This is a genomic window from Rhizobium grahamii (assembly GCF_009498215.1).
GTDB classification, from domain to species: Bacteria; Pseudomonadota; Alphaproteobacteria; order Rhizobiales; family Rhizobiaceae; genus Rhizobium; species Rhizobium grahamii_A.
In genome coordinates, this window is record NZ_CP043499.1 from 1,901,987 (window position 1) to 1,921,009 (window position 19,023).

Below are 19,023 nucleotides of genomic sequence, written 5' to 3' on the forward strand. Positions count from 1 at the left end.
GGTAGGACGATGGATTTCGCTTTTCTCGCTCAAACGATGGGCACCCTGCTGAAGGCCGTTCCGATGACCTTGGCGCTGTTTTCGCTATCGGTCTTCTTCGGCGGCCTACTGGCGCTTCTGATTGTCTGGATGCGCGTCGGCGGCAACCCCGTCCTGTCGGCAATCGCCAAGGGGTACATCTTCATCTTCCGCGGCTCGCCGCTGCTGATCCAGATGTTCCTTGTCTTCTACGGTCTCGGTCAGTTCGGCTTCATCCGCTACTCTTTCCTGTGGCCGTTCCTGCGCGAGCCATTCGTTTGCGCGGTATTGTCGCTGGCGCTCTGCACGGCGGGTTATTCGGCAGAGATTTTCCGTGGTGGCATTCGCGCCGTCTCGCCGCGCGAGATCGAGGCTGCCCGTTCGATCGGCATGTCCGGCGCGTTGCTCGTCCGCCGTATTCTGGCGCCGATCGCCTTCAGGCACGCGCTGCCTGCCTATTCCACCGAGATCGTCCTGATGATGAAATCGACGGCGCTGGCAAGTCTGGTGACCGTATGGGAAGTGACCGGTGTGGCGCAGCGGCTGATCTCGCAGACATACCGCACCATGGAAGTGTTTCTCTGCGCGGCCATCATCTACCTTGTTCTCAACTTCATCATTCTGCAGGTGATGTCCCTGCTCGAATACTCGCTCTCACGGCACCGCCGCGCGATTCCGCCGGCGCTGAAGGCCTGAGAACCGAACAGACACGATTGGAGCTTTCATGCCAGGCGTTACACGACTTTCCGTCCGCAACATCCGCAAGAGCTTCGGCACGCATGAGGTCCTTCGCGGCATCTCGCTCGATGCGCAGGATGGCGACGTCATTTCCCTGCTTGGAGCCTCGGGCTCGGGGAAATCCACCTTCCTGCGTTGCATCAACCTGCTCGAGACGGCGACCGATGGCGAAATCTGGGTGGATGGAGAGCAGATCCGGATGATCCACAAGGGCGGCACGAGCCGTCCGGCGAGCCAGAAGCAGGTCGATCACATCCGCTCCGAACTCGGCATGGTCTTCCAGTCCTTCAATCTCTGGTCCCATATGACGATCCTGCAGAATGTCATCGAGGGGCCGGTCCATGTCCTGAAGCGTCCGCGTGCCGAGTGCATCGCGGAGGCCGAGGCACTTCTGGAAAAGGTTGGCATCGCTGCCAAGCGACACGCCTATCCGGCACATCTGTCCGGTGGCCAACAGCAGCGCGCCGCGATCGCCCGCGCGCTCGCCATGAAACCGAAGGTCATGCTGTTTGACGAACCGACTTCCGCGCTCGACCCGGAACTGGTCGGCGAGGTGCTGCGCGTCATGCGCGCGCTTGCGGAGGAGGGGATGACCATGCTGGTCGTAACCCACGAGATGAGCTTCGCACGCAACGTTTCCAACCGGGTTGTCTTCATGAAGGAAGGCCTTGTCGAAAGCACCGGTTCGCCGGACGAGATGTTCGGTGGCGGCGCCTCGCCTGCATTCCGCCAATTTATCGGTCACTTCGGAAACGGACAATGACAGTCACTATCGATGCGCGGATCGGCTGGCGCGACGTGGCGAGCGTGGCCGCCGGGGAGATGCTTGCGCTCTCTGACGGAGCTTGGGCGCGCGTGGACAATGCAGGCCGGATCGTCGAGCGGATCGTCGAAACCGGCGTGCGCGCCTATGGCATCAATACCGGCGTCGGCGCGTTGTCGGATACGGTCGTCGATCGCCCCTCGCAGAGCCGGCTTTCGCGAAACATCATCCTCAGCCATGCCTGCGGCGTCGGCGAATTGTTGGCGGCGCGCGAGGTTCGCGCGATCATCGCCGCGCAGATCGCAAATTTCGCGCATGGTCATTCCGGCGTCCGTGCCGATATCATCCGTCATCTGGCAGGGTTTCTGGAGCGGGACTGCGTACCGGATGTCCCGTCGAAAGGTTCCGCCGGTTATCTGACCCACAATGCCCATACGGCACTCGTGCTGATCGGCGAGGGAAGCGCATCCGTGGCGGGCAAGCGTATGCCGGGCCGCGAGGCACTGGCTGCGATCGGCCTTTCCCCGCTCGTTCTCGGCGCAAAGGAAGGCTTGAGCCTTGTCAATGGCACCGCTTGTGCGACGGGCTTGGCAAGTGTCGCATTGGCGCGCGCCAGCCATTTGCTCGACTGGGCAGACGCAATCGCGGCCCTGACGTTGGAGGCTGCCGGTTGTCAAATGGCAGCCTTCGACGAAGCCGTCCTGGCGCTTCGCCCATCGCGGGGCATCGCCTACGTCGGTGCTTCCCTGAGGCGCCGCCTCGACGGCAGCGGCCTGATAGGAGCGGCTCTCGGAAAACGCACACAGGATGCGCTGAGCCTGCGTTCCGTGCCGCATGCTCATGGCGCGGCGCGTGACGTCTTTGAAAACGCATCCGACGTCGTCGATCGTGAACTTGCTTCGGTAACCGACAATCCGGCGGTTTCGGGCACGCCCGAAAATCCTGTCGTGTCGTCGGAGGCTCACGCGGTTGCGCCCGCTCTTGCGGTGGCCTCTGATAGCCTGGCGATCGCGCTTGCGCAGATCTCCGCCATGAGCGAACGCCGCATGGATCGGCTGGTCAATCCGCTGGTGAGCGGCCTGCCGCCGTTCCTTGCGAGCGATGCCGGCAGCAATTCGGGCTTCATGATCGCCCAATACACAGCTGCGGCTCTCAGCAACGAGAACCGCCGTCTGGCGGCGCCCGCTTCCACCGATGGCGGCCTGACCTCGGGCCTGCAGGAGGATTTCCTGGCCCACCCGACCGCAGCGGCAAACAAGCTTCTGTCTGTGGTCGACAACGCCGAGTATATCCTTGCGATCGAGTTGATGGCGGCGGCGCAGGCGCATGACTTCCTGGCGCCAACGGCTGCGCGCGCCCCAGGAACGGATGCCATCCACCGTGTCGTGCGCCAGGCTGTTGCGCACTACGCCGACGATCGGCCGCTTGCCGGCGACATGGAAGCGCTTCGTTCTCTGATCAGAGACGCGGCACCGCCCGCCCTGGGCTGAGGAGTTGAAATGACAGTTGAGTTCGACGTTGCCGTGATCGGCCTCGGCGCCATGGGAAGTGCAGCACTCTCTCACCTTTCGGCGCGTGGCGCCAAGGCGATCGGGATCGACGCCTATTTCCCGGCCCATACGCTTGGTTCCTCGCATGGAGACAGCCGTCTCATCCGGCTCGGCTATTTCGAGGATCCATCCTATGTGCCGCTCTTGAAGCGTGCCTATCGTAACTGGCGGGACCTGGAGGCTCGGCTTCGCTCGGATATCCTGACGATCACCGGTGTTCTCCAGATCGGCAGCGAGAACAGCAAGATCGTCGCCGGAACGCGTGCGTCCTGCGAGATGCACGGATTGGCGCACGAAGTGTTCGACAAAAGCGAGATGGCGCTTCGGTTTCCCGCCTTCCAGCTCGACGATTGCGAAATCGCCATCCTTGACCCCCAGGGCGGCTATCTGAAGCCCGAGGCTGCCGTGATGGGTTATCTCAAGCTGGCAGCGCAAGACGGCGCAGTCCTGCATTTTGGCGAACGGGTTACCGCCATCGAACCGAGCGACAGCGGCGTGACGATCCGGTCGGCCGTTGGTCAATACCGCGCCAAGAAGGTCGTCGTCGCCACCGGTTCCTGGATCGCCGAGCTCGTTCCGCACCTGAAGGAGCATGCCGTCCCGATCCGGCAGGTCGTCGCCTGGTATCAGCCACGCGACGGCTTTGCGACCGAACCAAGACGCATGCCATGCTTCCTCCGCGACGAGGGAACAGAAGGCTCCTACTTCGGCTTTCCGGCAATTGGCGTCGATGGCGTCAAGATCGGACGGCATGCCCACTTCCGCGAGCCGATCGATCCCAATCAACCCAATCCGCCTGTCAATGAAGCGGACACCGCGCTGCTCGACGGCTTCATCGCAAAGCGTGTGCCTGCCGCTGCCGGCCTGCGGGTCAATGCGATTACCTGCCGCTATACGATGTTGCCAAGCGAGGACTTCCTGCTCGACTTTGCACCCGGCAATCCGAACGTGGTCGTCGCTTCGCCGTGCTCCGGGCACGGCTTCAAGTTCACCAGTGTCGTCGGTGAAATTCTTGCCGATCTCGCGCTCGAGGGCGGAACGAGCCTGCCGATCGGAGCCTTCTCGTTCGATGCCATGACGCGCTTTCTGGCGCAACGCCAACAGTAGCCGGACTGGAAAGGGGCCGAGATCAGCCCCTTTCGCCACCAGGCATTCAGCTCTTCGAAATCCGCCAGCTCTTGACCTCGAAGGGCATCAATCCTTCGGCGGGTATATCCATCGCTTCCTCCAGGATGCTGACGGGACCCTCGTTGCGCCAGCCGGACGGCAGGTCGAGTGCGAGAGCGCCGCGGCGTCCAGCGGGTTCGTAGACACGCACAATCAGCCCATCCCCGTCCTCCGTCGGCTTGATCGTTGAAAGAGCAGCGTCGATGCCGCTCGTCTTCAGCGGCTGCCAGTTCCCGGTCGCGCGATCTGTCGCCGGGGCAACGAGAAGCGGCTGGTTCAGGTCCTCGGCTTCTTCGCGAACTCCCCCGTCATACCAGGCGCCCTCATGCGGCATCAGCGCGTAGGTGAACCTCTGAAAGCCTTCATCAGCGAGCGGGTCAGGATAGATCGGAGATCGCAGCAACGACAGGCCGAGAACATTGCCGCGAATGCTGTGGCCATACTTGGCGTCATTCAAAATTGCGACACCGAAGCCTGGCTCGGAAAGGTCGGCGAAACGGTGGGCCGGCGCCTCAAACATGGCCGCGTCCCACGACGTGTTGGAGTGCGTTGGCCTCTCGACGACGCCATAGGCGCATTCGCAGGTCGCGCGGGCGTTGCTGACGGCGACGTTGGTCAGCGTGCGCAGGAACGCGCGGCGGTCACGCCAATCGAGCTCGGTCTCTATATCGACGCGTCGGGCATTGGCGCCAAGCGACAGGATTTGCGTGATCCGCGAGTGCCGCCATGTTCTGACGATCCGGATCGCCACTCGGTGCGGTCCATCGTCTAGGACTTCGAGGCTGTCGAGTGCACTTATCTCTTCCCCGCGAGCAGCGTAGTCCTCCTCGACATCCCAGGCGTCCCAGTTGCGCGGCTTATCGGCGGGATAGACGAACAGACGATTGCCGCCATCCTGCAAAGCCTCACGACCAGTCGGCTTGTGAATGATGCTTGCGATCGAACCATCCTTCGCCAAGCTGACCTTCAGGATCGCGTTTTCGAGGTGCCTGCGACTGACCGAGAGGCCGGGCGTTGCCTGCAGCGTTTCTCGGGCGAGGACGGCAACACCAAGCGGCGGGATCATGACGTCAGATGAAACGATACTCCCTTCTGGCAGCGTCAGCCGGGCCGGGCGGGTGGACAGGGATGGATTGACGACGAGAAGGTTGTCGCCGGTGCCCTTCGGCAAGTGCGCGGCAATGCTTTCCATCGCTTCTGATTGGGCCGCCTGGCCGGTCGCGATCACCGCTTCGAGTTCCGTTTCCGCGTCGGCATAGACTTCTGCGATCGACGAGCCCGGAAGAATGTCATGGAACTCGTTCTTCAAGACGAAGCGCCATTCCGGCTCCATCGATCGCGGCTTGTTGGCGCCAAGCAGATGCGCGAGACCGAAAAGTGTCTCCGTCGTGATCAGCGTGCGTTCGGCCTTACGATGCAGGCGCTTGACGACGCTTTGACTGGTCAGCGTCGCGCGATGCAGTTCAAGATAGATCTCGCCCCGCCACGTCGCCAGGTTCTTCGCTGTGGCGCTCTGATGGGCGCCTTCGAAGAAGCCGTGGACATTCGTCCACCTTGCCTTGGGCAGTGCTGGAAATACGCGCAGCTGCTCTTCGCGGACGATCATCTCCGGCGTGACCCCACCGCCGCCGTCGCCGTAGCCGACCGCGAGAAGGGTGGTGTCGTGCTTGTCCTTATTCTTGAAATTCCGCCACGTCGGGACGAAGCAGTCGGCGCGTACAAAGCCGTTGTAGCCCTGCATTGGATTGTCGAACGTGTGGGTAAGGACCCGGCTTCCATCAAGCCCCTCCCACCAGAAGAGATCGGATGGGAATTTGTTTGTCTCCGACCAGTTGACCTTGATCGTGAAGAAGCTATCCATCCCTCCCTGCCTTAGCAGCTGCGGCAGGGCGCCGGAGAAGCCGAAGCAATCCGGCAGCCAGCAAACACGGTGGCGAGTGCCGAACGTCTTTTCAAAATAGCGCTGCCCATAGAGGATTTGCCGGGCAAGGCTCTCGCCGGTCGGCATGTTCGTGTCGGGCTCGACCCACATGCCGCCGAGCGTCTCCCATTGGCCCTCACGGCTTCTTTCGACGATCCGCTCAAGCAGCGCCGGATCGTCTTCGGCGATCTGCGCATAGTAGTGGGCGGTCGATTGGTTGAAGCGGAAGTCGGATGATTGCTCCATTAGCGACAGCGCGGTGTGGAACGTGCGGCGCATCTTGCGCCGTGTCTCGTTGTAGGGCCACAACCACGCCAGATCGATGTGTGCATGTCCTGTCAGTGCGATCTCGCCCTGCGGCGGGAAACGTTCCTGGAGTCCTCGAAGTTTTTCCAGCAAGACCTGATGGGCGGAAATCACACTCGCGCGCTCGGCTTGATTGAGTCCCTCGGGCGAAGCTTCCAACGGCGGAAGCTGCCAGACTTTCTGCAGCATCGGAGATGGCGCCATGCGCGCCACATAAGCAGCTGTGGCGGAGGGCCACTCCAGTCCCCTCATTGCGTCCTCGGCAATATCCAGAAGGTGTGGAACGACCTCATGCTGCTCCAGAATATGGACCGACTCGCAAATCTGCCGCAGCAACAGCCAGAGATCGTCGACGGCCGTGTCGAGCCAGATCAGCGCTGCATGCTCCAGTCTCGGTGCCCGAACCGGCTCGCCGAAAGGTAACCTGGCCACGCTTTCGGATGTGATCCTGACGTTGCTCGAAGGCAGCGCAAATTCACGGTGGTAGGGATCGAGACCAAGCCGCTTTTCATTGCCGGCCTCGTCGTTCAGCGTGATCAGGCTTTCACCGCCGAGATCCAGCGCCAGGCGCGCGTCTTTGAGTGGCCAATGATCTGGGACATTCGCACGCGCCGAAAAGTGAACCGTGCCAACGCTCTCGGGCCAGAGCGCGCCAATCTCGATCGGCTCACCGTTGAACGTCCAGCCATCGACTTGAACCACTTCTCGGATGCGCCAGTAGGCAAGCTCGGTCGTGCGGACATGAAGGCGTTCGAGGCGTTGGGCAAGCGTGAGCGTCATGAGAATTACCCTGCGATTTGAAACGAAGATTAAAAAGCGGCGGTCGCATCAGCGTGCCGGGTGAATGGATAGAGATCTGAAAATCTGTTGGTCGCCAGAATGGGCTTGCAGGCGATGGTTTCGGTGTTTCCGCACGCCATCGCATGCTCTCCGGCTGCTTTGTTCCGTGGACGTTCAACCCAACGATTGCGAACCCTATCGCCGGAAGTTGGGCAGACGCCATGGGAAAATGTTGGATACCGACCGCTGGCAGTTCTGCCTCCAATGCCTGCCGGTTTCATCGCCGCGATCGTGATCGATGACGCTGCCGCCTTACTCAGTTCGAATGAATTGTCAGCGGGGATCATCTGTAATTTAGTATGTATTAATATACTACAGGAGGGCGCCATGCGAATACTTCTCGCTATCGTGATGTGCTGCGTTGCATTCGATGTCTCTGCGTCGAGCCGTTACATTCATGTTCCCGGTTTTGCCTTCAAGACCGACCCGAGCTGTCATCGAACCAAGCCGGCCGATCGCTTTGATCCTGTCTGCGATGAACCGGTCCTGGGCTATAAGGATTTCTCACCGTTCTTTCTGGTTCCAAGCGCAAGCTAACCACGTTCGGTGGATGGCACAGGGTGGATAGATCCGCGCTCGATCAGCGGGCACTCAATCTTCACGCGCTGCGCACTTCGGTGCGCGGATATCCCGTCGTTCTGATCCAGCAAGGTGCCGACGGCCCAGCGAGCCATCTCGTCATGGGGGAGAAGCACCGTCGATAGAGGCGGAACCATGTAGGAGGCGAGATCCTCGTCGTCGAAACCGACGACGGAGATATCCTCGGGCACCCTCAGTCCCCGGCTCTTGATGGCGTCGTAGGCGCCGACGGCCATGCGGTCGTTGAAACAGAAGATCGCGGTCGGCGGGTCCGCCGAATCCAGAAGTCGCGTCGTCAACGCGCGGCCGCCGTCGACCGTCCATCCGCCAGTTAGGATCAGTTCCTCGTCGATCGGCACGTCCCAGGTGGTCAGGGCCTGGCGATATCCCTTTTCCCTGTCCTGTGCCGCTTCGATCCATTCTTCACCCTTCAGATGGGCGATCCGTCGATGGCCGGCGCGCAGAAGGGCATCGGTCGCGGCATGTCCGCCGGCGACGTCACCGGGAACAACTGACGGATGGCGGCGCTGCTTTTCATAGCAGTTCATGAGCACGGTCGGCATGTCGCTCAGACGATCGGGGGCGACGACCTGCCGGGTCGTCAGTGTCGTGTAGAGGATGCCGATCACGTTCATTTCGAACAGCAGATCCAGGGCGGCATTTTCGAGCTTCGGATCCGAGCGGGTGCAGAAGGTTGCCACAATGACGTCCTGAAGCGCGGCTTCATCACGCGCCCCCTCGATGAAGGGCATGGCAAACGGCGTCGACATGACCTCGTCGATCAGCAAGCCGATCACCGGCCTGCGGTGTTCCGGGACGTTGTGCCGCGGTCCCTTTCGATAACCGAGTTCCTCGGCGGCTTCCATGACGCGAGCGCGCGTGGCCTGCGATACACGAGGATTGCTGACGCCATTCATGACGAGCGAGACCGTTGCCTGGGAGACGCCCGCCCGCTGCGCAACGTCGATCATCGTGGCACGCTTCGTCACTGTTTAACCCCGCTCCCTCATTCGGTCCGCCAATTGGAACTGATTGCAAACTATAAGGAATTTGGGTTGCCCACAACGTCCCTGCAGCTTGCTGTCCACGGCGCAAAAAACCGGCTTGCCTTTTAGTTATAAGGCCGATAATGCTTACTAATAATATAACTAATAATTTTACATGCAAGGAGGGATCATGCCAACTCAGAATGCGGCTGCGGAGGCTAAGGGTCGGGAAACGATAGCGCTTGATGGCGTCTGGGATTTCCAGTTCGGCGACAGCGATGCGTGGCGCAAGAGCGCCGTCCCCGCGGTCTGGCAGGCAGAGTTTGCGGATCTGCGGACAGCGTTCGGCCGGGCACGTCATCGGCGAACATTTTCCCTGCCGCAGGAATGGGCAGGCAAAAGGGTCATGCTGCGTTTCGGCGCCGTGAACTATTTCGCCGAGGTGCTGGTCAACGGGCGAGCCGTTGGAACGCATGAAGGTGGCTATCTCCCGTTTTCCTTCATCATCCCGCACGATTTCCTTCGTCCGGAAAATGAGCTGGAAGTCGTCGTGACACTCCCAAGCGCCGATGCCAACCAGTATCCGCAGTTCCCCTTCTCCGAGATACCGCATGGCAAGCAGAGCTGGTACGGGCCGTTGGGCGGCATCTGGCAATCAGTTGTTCTCGAACAATGCGGCGAGTGCCATATCGAGCACGTAAAAGTCGACGCCGATCTGGCCTCGGGCGTGGTTGACTTTGATCTTGAATTGTCAGGCGATGGCGGCGGATACGAAGCGACGGTCGCGATCGTCGATCCTGATGGTGTCGAGGTCGCGCGGGTCTCGTCCTCGGGAGCGTCGCTGCGCGCAACGATCGCTAACATCAAAGCCTGGTCGCCAGACACGCCGGCGCTTTATCGCGCCGATCTCATTCTTTCCGCTGGCGGCACACCCATCGACAGAACCTCCGTCACTTTCGGCTTTCGCACGTTCGAGGCGCGTGACGGCAGGCTCTACCTCAACGGTGCGCCGTTCTACATGCGTGCGGCACTCGATCAGGACTATTATCCAGCGGGCATCTGCACGCCGCCTTCACTCGAATTCCTGGAAGATCAGGCGCGCAAGGCCAAGGCACTCGGCTTGAATACCTTGCGTATTCACATCAAGATTCCAGACCCCCGCTACTACGAGGTTGCGGACAGGCTCGGGCTGGTGATCTGGACGGAAATTCCGAATGTGCAGATCTTCACGGAGGCATCGGCTCGGCGCATGCGGGAGACGATGGCCGGGATTCTGCGCCGCGATGGTCACCATCCGTCGATTGTCGCGTGGACGATCATCAACGAGGACTGGGGCACACGCCTCGTCGAGAACGAGGATCACCGTCGTTGGCTCGCCGATACCTATGATTGGCTGAAGGCGCTCGATCCGACGCGCCTAGTGTCCGACAATTCCGCGTGCTTCCCGAACTTTCACGTGAAGTCGGATATGAACGACTATCACTACTATCGCTCCGTGCCGGAGCGTCTTGGCGAGTGGGACGAACTCACCAAGCAGTTCGCCGGCGGCGCGTCCTGGACCTACTCCAGCCTCGGGGATGCGCAATGGCGCGGCGATGAACCGCTCATCGTTTCCGAGTTCGGCGTCTGGGGTTTGCCTGATCCTTCCAAGCTGCTGCTCGATGATGGCAGCGAGCCGTTCTGGATGGAGACGGGCGCTACCTGGGGAGATGGTGTCGCTTATCCGCATGGCATCCAGACCCGGTTCAACACCCTACATCTCGATGGTGTGTTCAAAGACTTTGGTGCCTTCATCGAAGCGGTGCAGTGGTACCAGTTCGACAATCTCAAGTACCAGATCGAGGTGATGCGATCCTATCCGTCGATCGTCGGCTACGTGATCACGGAATTCACGGATGTTCATTGGGAGGCCAACGGTCTCCTCGACATGAACCGCAATCCGCGTGTGTTTCACGACGTGTTTCCGCAGGTCAACGCGGATCTCGTCATCATCGCAAGGCCGGCAGCCTGGGCGGTGTATGCGGGCGATGTCCTTGACGTCGATGTCAGCGTCGCCACCGGCGGCGGCGAAATTCCGGATGGGGCAATCCTGAAATGGAGCTATGCCGAGCGCGGCGAGCGTGCGTTGCCGGCTGCGGGGCCGAACGGCCTGTCGAAAGCCGGTACGCTGAAGTTGCCGATACCAGAGTCTGCCACAAACGAGCGGCTGCGGATTGTCTTCGAAGTGATCTCGAACGGCGTTTCCATTTCGACGAACTTCCTCGACATCTCGGTTTACGCGAAACGGCAGGCAACGCGCCTTCCGAGCGTGACGTCCAGGGACCCGGAACTGCTCGCCTTCGCGCAGGCAATCGGCTACCCGATCGCGCAGGCCGAGGCTGCCGATATCCATCTCGCTCATGCTCTTGATAGCGACGACATCGAGAAAATGCGCGAAGGCGCACGTTACCTTGTTATCGCCGACGGCTCGGTTGCCACCCATCGCAACCTTCGCACGGACGTTCCCGCAGGCGAGCGCCTTTATCGAGAAATGATCGTCAATGAGCGCAACATGCCTGTTGGCATCGATCAGCAATTGCCGGGCATTGGTCTGATCGAGCGCGAGGGAACCATGTGGCGGGGCGACTGGATTGCGAACTTCAGCTGGATCCGGCGCAAGGGCGCATTTGCATCCATACCCGGCGGTCCGCTCCTTGATCTCTCGTTCGAGAAGGTGGTTCCGCATCATGTGATGACCGGCTTCAGGACGTTCGAGTTCGCCGGACCCGTTCATGGCGGTGTCGTCATCGGCTGGCTTCACAAACCCGCGGTCACCATTGCCGAGCGGAGTGTCGGGCGCGGTTCGTTGCTGGCAACCACCTTCCGGCTGACGAGCAGCGCTCCGGGTTCGGATCCTGTGGCCGTTGCCCTGTTCGATGCAATGACCGCGACCATCGCTCAGCGTCGTTGAGGTGAAGCGTGGGGCGCGGAGGAGCGCCCCATCTCGACCGGGCGTTGGAAATATCGGAGGAAAAGTGTGGCGCTCATTGAACTGAAGAACATCACGAAAAGCTACGGCGCGGTAAAGGTCATCGATGACCTGACACTGACGATCGACTCCAATGAATTCATGGTGTTTCTCGGACCGTCGGGTTGCGGAAAATCCACTCTGCTGCGGATGATTGCCGGTCTCGAGGGGATCGATGGCGGAGAAATCCTCATCGACGGACGGCGCATCGACCCACTGCCGCCCGGCGAACGCGGGATCGCCATGGTCTTCCAGCACTACGCGCTCTACCCGCATATGAGCGTGCGCGACAACATGGCTTTCGGCCTGCGAAACATCGGCGTTCCCGAAGCCGACATCAAGGAACGGGTGACACGCGCAGCGCAGATGTTGGTCCTCGACAATCTCCTGGATCGCAAGCCAAGCCAGTTGTCCGGCGGTCAGCGTCAGCGCGTCGCCATCGGCCGGGCGATCGTCAAGGAGCCAAAGGCATTTCTCTTCGACGAACCGCTCTCCAATCTCGATGCTGCCCTTCGCGTTCGCACGCGGGTCGAGTTGGCGCAGCTTCATAATCGCATGCGGTCGACCATGGTCTTCGTGACACATGACCAGATCGAGGCCATGACCCTCGCGCACCGGATCGTGGTCATGAACAATCGGCGGATCGAGCAAGTCGGCACGCCGATGGAAATATACTCCAGGCCGGCAACGCGCTTTGTCGCGGAGTTCGTTGGCTCGCCGGCAATGAATTTTCTGCCCGTGACGACCGAAGGCAATCAGCTAAAGCTTGCCGACGGCACTGTCGTCGGTCCGAGCCCACGCATTGGAACGGCTTCCGGCGGAGCCCCGCTCACGCTTGGCATTCGGGCGGAAGCCGTCGCGCTTGGCGCTCCCGGCGTCGGCGGTTTGGATGCCGCAGTCGAGGTTGTCGAGCGCCTTGGAGACCGAACACTCGTTTATTCGAGGCTCAAGACCGGCGCGCTTATCGTTGCGGAAGCAAAGGGCGACAGCGCTCTCACCGCCGACACGACGGTATCTCTTGGCTTCGACAGAGCGGGAATGCACTTCTTCGACGCTGATGGCAAAGCCTGCCGGGAGATGTCGGATGCGTAGCGCGACTGCACATCAATCCGATCTGAAGAACGGCATTTTCGTCACACCGTTTCTACTGGTTTTCTCCTGCCTGCTTGTCATTCCGCTGCTTTGGGGTGCTTGGCTCAGCCTGACGAAGGCGGATCTGTTCGGGCCCGGCAAATTCGTCGGGCTGGCCAATTACTCGAGGCTGTTTGCCGACAAGGTTTTTCTCGGATCGATCGTCAATACCCTCTACTTCGTCTTGCTGACCGTACCGGCCTTCGCCGTTTGCGGTCTTGCGCTGGCGCTGGCACTGAACCGCCAGACGCGGTTTGCGACCGTCATGCGCGCCATATTCTTCGCCTCGTCGGTGCTGTCGGTTACGGTTGTCACGCTGATCTGGCGCATCGTCTTCATCCCCGACATCGGCTTGCTGTCCAATATTTTCGGCTGGCTCGGATTGCCGCAGGTTGCGTTCTTGAGCAGCCCGAAGCTGGCAATGCCGGCGATCGCCATCGCAACGCTCTGGTGGGGCATTGGCCTGCCGATGATGCTGTTTCTGGCGGCGCTGCAGCAGATACCCGGCGAGATCTATGAGGCTGCGGCGCTCGACAATGCGAAACGCTGGAAAACGCTGTGGCACATCACCCTGCCGGCCATACGTCGGACGTTCGTGCTCGTCCTGATCGTTCAATGCGTGCTGCAATTCCAGCTGTTCGGTCAGGCCCAGCTGATGACGCAGGGTGGCCCGAACAACGCCTCACGACCAGTGGTTCTCTATGTCTACGAGGTCGCGTTCCGTCGCTTTGACGTCGGCATGGGTGCCGCGACATCGCAGGTCCTCTTCGCGCTCATCTTGATGGCGGCTCTGGTCCAGTACGTCGTCGCACGCCGCAAGGAGGAGAGCCGATGACCGGTGCGAACATTGGAATGGTCAGGCCGCGGATAGGCGATGTCCTGATCGTGCTGCTTGTCGTGCTTGCCGCTCTGATCATGATCCTGCCGATTGCCTGGGTGATCGCGCTGTCCTTCAAGCTCAATCAGGAGCTCAAGCTTGATACAAACGCCGTTTTTCACGCGCCGTATACGCTGAAGAACTACCTCGACGTCCTCGGCGGGTCGAACGTCTTCCGCTGGTTCCTGAACAGCGTGATCGTATCGTTTGGAATGACGGTCGGTGTCCTGATCCTGTCGTCGCTTGCCGGATATGGATTTGCGCGTCTCCGCTTTCCAGGCCGGGATATCCTGTTCGTTCTCGTCCTGTTTGGCCTTGCGGTTCCCGAGCAGGCCGTGATCGTCGCGCGTCACCAGATCTTCAGCATGCTGAAGCTGCACAATACCTATCCCGGCCTCATTCTCCCGGGGTTGGCCGCGCCATTCGGTGTGTTTCTGATGACGCAGTACTTCCGGGAAATACCGAAGGAGCTGGATGAGGCGGCACTTCTCGACAATGCCTCGCGCTTCTCGATCTTCTGGAAGGTCCTGTTGCCGCAAACCATTCCCGCCCAGGCGACACTTGGTGTCTTCACCTTCCTCGGAGCCTGGAACGATTACCTGTGGCCGCTGATCTCGGCGACGAAGAAGGAGATGTACACGATCACGACAGGGATCGCGTCGATGCAAACCAACTTCGCGCAAACCGAGGGACTTGGCTTTCTCATGGCGCAGGCGGTTTTTGCCGGCCTGCCCACGCTTCTTGTCTACCTGTTCTTCCAGAAATACATCGTCGCTGCCGTCTCCGGCCGAGCAGCACGTTGAAGTAACCCGCAATTTGTTTTCGCACAGCAATAGGAGGAGATTGCAATGAAAACTGGCATGCGAAATATTCTCTTGGCAGCGTCGCTTGCGCTGACGACAGGACCGGCACTGGCGGCCGATCCGGTCGAGATCACCGTCCAGCGTTTCTTCGGTACGTGTGATGCCGACTGGGGGACGAACACCGATATCAGCAAGGCCATTGGCGAATGCGGTATCATCACGTCCCAGATCAACAAGTTCGCCGCCGACAATCCGGATATCAAGGTGAACGTCAACACGGTCGAATGGCCGGGCTACGATCAGCTGACCGCGCAGTTGGCGTCCGGCGAGCCGCCGGATCTCGTTACCATCCACGAGTCCGTCCTGTCCGACTACCAGTCGAAGGGGCTGCTGCAGCCGCTCGATGAGGTTCTGAAGAGTGCGGGTGTCGATCCTGCCGGCTTCACGGCGGCTGGCCGCGAGGGTGTCACGAAGGATGGCCAGATCTTCGGTCTTCCGATCGATTCCCACACGATGCTCTGGCACATCAACATGAACTATTTCCGCAAGGCCGGTCTGGTCAACGCGGACGGTACACTGATCCTGCCGAAGACCGCCGATGAGCTTCTCGCTCAGGCCAAGCAGTTCAAGGAAAAGGTGGGCAAGCCCTATCTGGTCCAGAGCATGGCCAATGAAAAAGGCGCCTTCTACCGCGCCATGTACATCTACCTGACGCAGATGAAGTCGGATTTCTTCGCGGATCCGACCCATCTGAAACTGAACACGCCTGAAGCAAAGAAGATCGTCCAGCTGTTCAAGGACATCTACGATCAGGATCTGACGACGAAGGATCAGGACTACGCGGCATCGCTTTCCGGTTTCACCAAGGGTGACGGCGGCGTTCTCCTGAACGGAACATGGGTGGTCGGCGACTTCGACGCGCTCTCCAAGGCACAAGGCAACGCCCTGTCTGATGGTTACACCGTCTATCCTTACCCGCCCGTCTTCGGCGGCACGCCGGCCTATTGGTCGGACGGCCATTCGTGGGCGCTGACGAAGAAGGATCGCTCGCCTGAGCAAACGGCGGCCATCCAGAAGTTCCTGAAGTTCATGGCGGATACCAACTTCGAATGGGCGCGCACCGGCCACCTGCCGGCGCAGCAGGCGGTCATCGACTCTGCCCAGTTCAAGGCGCTGCCGCATGTCACGACGATCCTCGATATCGCTGCAACCGCCAAGCCGCTCCCGGCACAGGTGCGCCATCAGTTCGCCGTCAATGACATCATCGGCGAAGAGGTCGCGGCTGCGATCATGGGGCAGAAAGAGATCGACGCCGCCTTGGCTGATGCCGAGACGCGGGTAAACGATCTGCTTGCCAACTAAAGACAAGAGGCTCGGCGCTGTCGCGCCGAGCCTCCTCAAACGTCGTAAGCGCGACGTTCTCGCGGCTAGATGACCGCTGTATTTGCCAGCCGCAGAAATTTCGTTGCGAACGGCTCAAGCACAAATCCGATTCGATCTTCTGATGATGCCAGATCAAGGCCTGATGGCTCCACGTGCTGCTCGCGAGGCGTCAGGTTGACGACATGCAGGCTGGATTCCGATTGCTCGCCGGCGATGAAGGCCAGGACCTCGGATGGCGCCGATGACGTGCATTCCGTCCAGGTTGCTCCGCTCAGCCGAGCGAGCTTCTGCACCGTATCGAAGAGCGGGCGACGTTCGCCTTCGGCAACCGGTTCCCCCGCTTCAGCAATTAGCCCGAAGGGTCCGGTCAATGCCGATAGGGTCAAGCATTCCAGATCCGCGTCCAGCACGCGAATGGCATAGCCGAGTGCGAAAGCTTCAGCGAAACGCCCGTTATGCCGCGGGTCGCGATTTGCCATCGGGATACGCTCGCCGCGCGGATTTTCCATCGTGCGGCTTCCATACGGGTTCTGGCGCATCGGAATGGTCGACGGGCCGATCCGATAGGGCTTTTCAGCATATATCGCTCGCACGGAGCGCGTTATGAACGGCAACGCCTCAAGCGTCTGCATGACGCTGAGGTCATCAGCGGCGTGGACGATGGGATTGGTGCAATGGCTGACGAACGCGAGCTGTTCGCCGGGCACGCGCTTGCGATTGAGTTCGGTGAAATAGCTCAGCATTCCGCCGCCGATGCGGATATCGCCAAAGGCGGCATGGGCTGCCGCATAGACATCCTCGAGCGGCGGGCATTCCGGCCACTTGCTGCCGGGAGGCGTGGATTGCCGGTCGACCGACGGTGAGATCATGATCGCGTCCGGCCTGAAGCTCGCTTCCCGCATCTGCCGCGCGATCTGGCGCGTCTCTTCCGCCGGTGATTGCCTGCATGGCAAGGCGATTTCGAGCGTCGAGCGTCCGCTGTGAACCGCGAGCAGAGCGGCGAAATCCCTCAGCGCATCGACGCCATGCCCGGCGCCCGGGTCGAAATGGAAAAGCAACTCCTGTGCGCCGGTCTCGGACAGGGTCGCCGCAGCTCTGAGAGATTTAGCAGCTTCCTCGGGCGTAATGACTAGCCCGATTATCGGCATTCTGCCGCCACGCGAACCAGGCTTAAGCTTGATCACTCCGCTGGTTTCGGAGGTCTGCACTGAATTGGCAACGCGGCGATCCGCAACGCTGAGCGTGATCCGCTGTCGCATGGGTTCGCCAGCGGCAATCTGGTATGGCCAAGGCAGGGCCAGGGGGCGAACATAGGTCTTGTATGAGGCGTCGGACCAATTGCGCTGGTCCTCCATTTCGAAGGTGTCACCCTCCATCCGGCATTCGGCCGTTACATCAGGCGCGACCGTGTGGCTAATGGAGCGCATATCCTTGAACGGTTGCCAGGGATCGATCAGGTCTGGAAACGTGGTTGTCTCCACCGAGCCATCGACGTGCTCCACGACCGCTGCCTCACCTGCGACGCCAACGATGGGGTGCAGGATGCAGAAGCCGCAACGGTTGGTCTCGAAGCCGGTCGATGTGCGGGCGTCTGCTTCAAATTCGAGCCGATCTTTGGTGCCGGCGATACGGACGCCGATCGTGAGTTTGGTGTCCTTCGGTCCGGTAAGACCCGCCCGATAGGAGACCTCGAAGCGACCATCGCTCTCGCCAATCTTCAGGTCGCTTATCTCAGGGCTGTAGGTGCCCCAGTCGCGGTCGCGAACGAGATAGGATATCGCCCGCAGTACCTCGGTGCCGTCATAACGGATGCTGCGCAGATTGCCGCCCGCAAGATCCGCCTCGAGTTTGCCGGCGCGCAATCGTCTCGGCGCTGGTTCAGCTTCGTGGGTACCGTAAAGCTGAAACGCATCTGCCGTCATTGAAACATAGCTCCGATGTCCACTGGCTCGCGTCTGGCAGCGCTGTCGTAGGCGGCCTCCACCAGAGCAAATGTCTTCAGATTATCGGCTCCCGATGTCGAATGCTCACGGCCGTGTCTGAGTTGATCGATCCAGTGTTGCTGGATCGCGTAGACGCTTTCCTGAATATTGTGCCAGGGCCGCGATGCCCACGGCAGCAGCTTGGGCGAGACGTCAAACGAGCGCGTTCCGTGCACATTCGCGATCTCGAGCTGGTAGCCTTGCGTCAGCCGAATGGTTCCTTCTGTGCCATCGAGCTCGATCAAGGTCTCGGGAAACGGCTCCTTCGAAAGCTTGGTCGCATAGCTGACATCGACGATCGACGTTACGCCGCTCTCGTGATCGAGCAGGATCGTTGCGACGTCCTCGCCCTTGATCCTTGGATTGACCCGCTTGGTTCGGGCAGTGACGGAGAGGACATCTCCGAGGATGTAGCGGGCGATGTCGAGCGTGTGGATGCCGAGGTCTTCGATGATAAACCTGTCCTGCTCGGCGAGATAAGGCTGGCCGGAAAAGACGTCGTAACCCGAGCGAAACGTGAAGCGGCCCCAGAACGGTGTGCCGATCGCGTTCTCGTCGAGAGCCTTGCGGACAGCCTGGATGGGTGTCTGCCACCGGAAGTTCTCGTGGATCATCAGCGTAACCCCTGCATCACGGCAGGCTGCCACCATCGCCTTGGCATCGGCAAGCGTCTTGGCGAAAGGCTTCTGGCAGATGGCTGCAACCTTGTGCCGCACGGCCATCTCGACGAGCGGGCGGTGGCTCTGCACGGTCGTTGCAATATCGACGAAATCAAAACCGCCATCCGAGAAAAGCGCCTCGGCATCGCTGTAGCGCCGCTCAATTCCGAATTGATCGCCGACGATCTTCAGACGCTCGGGATCGCGATCGCAGATCGCGACGATCTCAGCGCCGTCTACATCGTTCCAGGCATGCATCTGGTTGACCGCGAAGAAACCGCAACCGATCAATGCACCTTTCAATTCCGTCATT

General features: G+C 60.6%; 14 protein-coding genes. 10 read left to right on the forward strand and 4 right to left on the reverse strand.

Annotated features, from left to right (window positions below):
• The first annotated feature begins 9 nt into the window (after positions 1–9).
• Genes FZ934_RS27440 through solA form a run of 4 tightly spaced genes read left to right on the forward strand, consistent with a single transcriptional unit; the run spans position 10 to position 4,176 of the window.
• Positions 10–714: an ABC transporter permease gene (locus FZ934_RS27440; protein WP_153273913.1), complete on the forward strand. Its 705-nt coding sequence runs from the start codon at positions 10–12 to the stop codon at positions 712–714.
• A 28-nt stretch (positions 715–742) separates the two neighbouring features.
• Positions 743–1,519, forward strand: a complete 777-nt coding sequence (locus tag FZ934_RS27445) for an ABC transporter ATP-binding protein (RefSeq protein ID WP_153273914.1) — start codon at positions 743–745, stop codon at positions 1,517–1,519.
• The gene (locus FZ934_RS27450; RefSeq protein ID WP_153273915.1) at positions 1,516–3,009 is read left to right on the forward strand and encodes an HAL/PAL/TAL family ammonia-lyase; all 1,494 of its coding nucleotides are present in this window, start codon (positions 1,516–1,518) and stop codon (positions 3,007–3,009) included. The genes FZ934_RS27445 and FZ934_RS27450 overlap by 4 nt, the downstream gene beginning before the upstream one ends.
• Positions 3,010–3,018: 9 nt before the next feature.
• Entirely contained in the window at positions 3,019–4,176 is a 1,158-nt protein-coding gene (gene solA / locus FZ934_RS27455) for an N-methyl-L-tryptophan oxidase (RefSeq protein WP_153273916.1), read from the forward strand.
• Positions 4,177–4,222: 46 nt separating this feature from the next.
• On the opposite strand, the gene FZ934_RS27460 is transcribed toward solA, so the two are convergent.
• The gene (locus FZ934_RS27460; protein WP_153273917.1) at positions 4,223–7,243 is read right to left on the reverse strand and encodes an alpha-mannosidase; all 3,021 of its coding nucleotides are present in this window, start codon (positions 7,241–7,243) and stop codon (positions 4,223–4,225) included.
• Positions 7,244–7,630: 387 nt separating this feature from the next.
• Here FZ934_RS27460 and FZ934_RS27465 point away from each other — a divergent pair, with 387 nt between their 5' ends.
• Positions 7,631–7,840 (forward strand): hypothetical protein, encoded by a 210-nt coding sequence (locus FZ934_RS27465; RefSeq protein WP_153273918.1) that lies wholly within the window; start codon positions 7,631–7,633, stop codon positions 7,838–7,840.
• Here FZ934_RS27465 and FZ934_RS27470 read toward each other — a convergent pair.
• Entirely contained in the window at positions 7,837–8,871 is a 1,035-nt protein-coding gene (locus tag FZ934_RS27470; protein ID WP_153273919.1) for a LacI family DNA-binding transcriptional regulator, read from the reverse strand. The two genes, FZ934_RS27465 and FZ934_RS27470, sit on opposite strands and share 4 nt — an antisense overlap.
• 187 nt (positions 8,872–9,058) lie before the next feature.
• Here FZ934_RS27470 and FZ934_RS27475 point away from each other — a divergent pair, with 187 nt between their 5' ends.
• The 5 genes from FZ934_RS27475 to FZ934_RS27495 all read left to right on the forward strand — a co-directional run bounded on the left by FZ934_RS27475 (position 9,059) and on the right by FZ934_RS27495 (position 16,048).
• Positions 9,059–11,818, forward strand: a complete 2,760-nt coding sequence (locus FZ934_RS27475) for a glycoside hydrolase family 2 protein (protein ID WP_153273920.1) — start codon at positions 9,059–9,061, stop codon at positions 11,816–11,818.
• 66 nt (positions 11,819–11,884) lie between these two features.
• Positions 11,885–12,967 carry an ABC transporter ATP-binding protein gene (locus FZ934_RS27480; RefSeq protein WP_153273921.1) on the forward strand — a complete coding sequence of 361 codons (1,083 nt, stop codon included), beginning with the start codon at positions 11,885–11,887 and terminating at the stop codon, positions 12,965–12,967.
• A complete protein-coding gene (locus tag FZ934_RS27485; RefSeq protein ID WP_153273922.1) occupies positions 12,960–13,841 on the forward strand; it encodes a carbohydrate ABC transporter permease in 882 nt (293 codons plus the stop codon). Before FZ934_RS27480 ends, FZ934_RS27485 begins: the two co-directional genes overlap by 8 nt.
• A complete protein-coding gene (locus tag FZ934_RS27490) occupies positions 13,838–14,686 on the forward strand; it encodes a carbohydrate ABC transporter permease (RefSeq protein WP_153273923.1) in 849 nt (282 codons plus the stop codon). The genes FZ934_RS27485 and FZ934_RS27490 overlap by 4 nt, the downstream gene beginning before the upstream one ends.
• Before the next feature lie 45 nt (positions 14,687–14,731).
• Positions 14,732–16,048: an extracellular solute-binding protein gene (locus FZ934_RS27495; RefSeq protein WP_153273924.1), complete on the forward strand. Its 1,317-nt coding sequence runs from the start codon at positions 14,732–14,734 to the stop codon at positions 16,046–16,048.
• A gap of 65 nt (positions 16,049–16,113) precedes the next feature.
• Here FZ934_RS27495 and apnL read toward each other — a convergent pair whose 3' ends face one another.
• On the reverse strand, positions 16,114–17,991 hold the full coding sequence (apnL, locus tag FZ934_RS27500; RefSeq protein WP_153273925.1) for a D-apionate lactonase: 1,878 nt from the start codon (positions 17,989–17,991) through the stop codon (positions 16,114–16,116).
• A complete protein-coding gene (locus FZ934_RS27505; RefSeq protein ID WP_153273926.1) occupies positions 17,988–19,022 on the reverse strand; it encodes a Gfo/Idh/MocA family protein in 1,035 nt (344 codons plus the stop codon). Before FZ934_RS27505 ends, apnL begins: the two co-directional genes overlap by 4 nt.
• Position 19,023 lies beyond the last annotated feature (1 nt).

Coding starts and splice junctions, on each gene's coding strand:
- FZ934_RS27440 (WP_153273913.1), top strand. CDS start 10: ATGGATTTCGCTTTTCTCGCTCAAACGATGGGCACCCTGCTGAAGGCC.
- FZ934_RS27445 (WP_153273914.1), top strand. CDS start 743: ATGCCAGGCGTTACACGACTTTCCGTCCGCAACATCCGCAAGAGCTTC.
- FZ934_RS27450 (WP_153273915.1), top strand. CDS start 1,516: ATGACAGTCACTATCGATGCGCGGATCGGCTGGCGCGACGTGGCGAGC.
- solA (WP_153273916.1), top strand. CDS start 3,019: ATGACAGTTGAGTTCGACGTTGCCGTGATCGGCCTCGGCGCCATGGGA.
- FZ934_RS27460 (WP_153273917.1), bottom strand. CDS start 7,243: ATGACGCTCACGCTTGCCCAACGCCTCGAACGCCTTCATGTCCGCACG.
- FZ934_RS27465 (WP_153273918.1), top strand. CDS start 7,631: ATGCGAATACTTCTCGCTATCGTGATGTGCTGCGTTGCATTCGATGTC.
- FZ934_RS27475 (WP_153273920.1), top strand. CDS start 9,059: ATGCCAACTCAGAATGCGGCTGCGGAGGCTAAGGGTCGGGAAACGATA.
- FZ934_RS27485 (WP_153273922.1), top strand. CDS start 12,960: ATGCGTAGCGCGACTGCACATCAATCCGATCTGAAGAACGGCATTTTC.
- FZ934_RS27490 (WP_153273923.1), top strand. CDS start 13,838: ATGACCGGTGCGAACATTGGAATGGTCAGGCCGCGGATAGGCGATGTC.
- FZ934_RS27495 (WP_153273924.1), top strand. CDS start 14,732: ATGAAAACTGGCATGCGAAATATTCTCTTGGCAGCGTCGCTTGCGCTG.
- apnL (WP_153273925.1), bottom strand. CDS start 17,991: ATGACGGCAGATGCGTTTCAGCTTTACGGTACCCACGAAGCTGAACCA.
- FZ934_RS27505 (WP_153273926.1), bottom strand. CDS start 19,022: ATGACGGAATTGAAAGGTGCATTGATCGGTTGCGGTTTCTTCGCGGTC.